Below are 1600 nucleotides of genomic sequence, written 5' to 3'. Positions count from 1 at the left end.
AGATCCTGTATCCAGTCGAGCATAAAAATTGACCGTTCGATCCGGCCGACTTCGCGCAAAGCCACAGCCAGACCATTCTGACGGGGGTAAGATCCGAGTTTGCGCAGCATGGCCGAAGCGGTCACGGTTCCACTCCGAATAGATGTGACGAGACGCAGCAGGTCGTCCCAGTGTTCCACAATATGGTTGGTATTGATCAGGTCACCGGCCATCCCACCCAGAAGTTCGCCCGGGTGTTGTCCCGGAAAAAGGTGAAGTTTCCGCTCTTTCAGATCCCGTATCCTGGGCGCAAATCGATAACCAAAGAAGGGCATCAGCCCGAAAACATGATCCGATGCCCCACTCGTATCTGTATAATGCTCTTCAATGGAAAGTCCGTTAGCATGATAAAGCAGTCCATCCAGAACATAGGGCGCTTCACCGGCCGTCGCAGCAATCACCCGGGTCGAAAACGGATCATACTGATCGGAGATGTGGGTGTAGAAACTGACGCCCGGTTCACTGCCATTGCGCGCATTGATATCGCTGATCGCAGCGCCTCTGCCACCTGCATGAAACAATTGACCATCACTTGAGGACGATGTGCCGTCTCCCCAGAGTGACGCCAGGGGCAGCCCACGATGGGCTGCAACCATACGGCCAAGGGCTTCGGCGTATCCGGCCTCGCTGATATGCCAGTCATGCAGATGCGCCAACTGGCGCAGGGTGGCACCCTGACAGGTGTCGGCCATGCGTGTCAGACCAAGATTAATCCCATCCGCCAGGATCACCGTCAGCAGGGCGTTTTTGTCATCCGCGACACGGCTGGAACGGCGATGGGTAAAGCAGTCGGTGAAGCTGATCCAGCGGTCCACTTCCAGCAGAAGATCAGTAATCTTGATCCGTGGCAGCCGGTCGTAAGCCGCCCGCCTCAACTCTTCCACAGCAGGGGGTGTAATTGCTTTCAGAGGCGAAATCACAAGACCATGTGCATCAAGCCGGACCTGTGACAACTCGCCCTTCCTGGCAAGAGCCGTCACCCGGTTCAGCGCGGTTTCCAGCACTGCACGCCGTTGAGAAAGGAACGTGTCAGCCGTAGCATTGATCGCCAGAGGCAACGGTCCTTGCGCGCGCATCGCTGCAAACGTGGCTTCCGGAAGAAGGTAGGTGTCGAATGCGCGGTATTGGCGACTTTCCGTTACCCAGATGTCTCCGGCACGCAGACGCTCGCGCAGCTGGGTCAGAACACAGAGTTCGTAAGCCTGTCGTATGACTGTTCCCTCTGGCCTGACAAAGCTGTGCCAGGAAGGCGGAATGAAACGGATCGGACAGGAGTCAGGCAAGCGGCGTTTACCGGTCCGATAGAGGTCTCCAATGATCTGCACCGCCTTCAGTAATCCCTGTACCGTGCGACCACCCTGAAACTGGAACGCGTTCAGGAATGGACCAATGGCAGGACGAAGAGAGCGATGCCGGTTGATCAGTTCGGCCGTGCGATCAATGGTCTCTGGAGCTGTCAGGGTTTCAGCCCTGCCGATGGCGTCCTGGAGGCGGGGCCAGTCAATTCCCGTAATGGCAGACAGTGAATCAACACCCTGATCACGCGCCTCAATCAGATGAC

1 protein-coding gene is annotated in these 1600 nt (G+C 56.9%); it reads right to left on the bottom strand.

The features are described 5' to 3' along the window. Positions 1 to 1600, bottom strand: a 1600-nt coding sequence (locus CFR80_RS18060; protein ID WP_110507847.1) for a Tn3 family transposase, incomplete at both ends; no start/stop codon positions are given.

It is taken from the genome of Komagataeibacter oboediens (assembly GCF_003207815.1).
Lineage (GTDB): Bacteria > Pseudomonadota > Alphaproteobacteria > Acetobacterales > Acetobacteraceae > Komagataeibacter > Komagataeibacter oboediens.
This window is presented reverse-complemented; position numbering and strand designations above follow the sequence as displayed.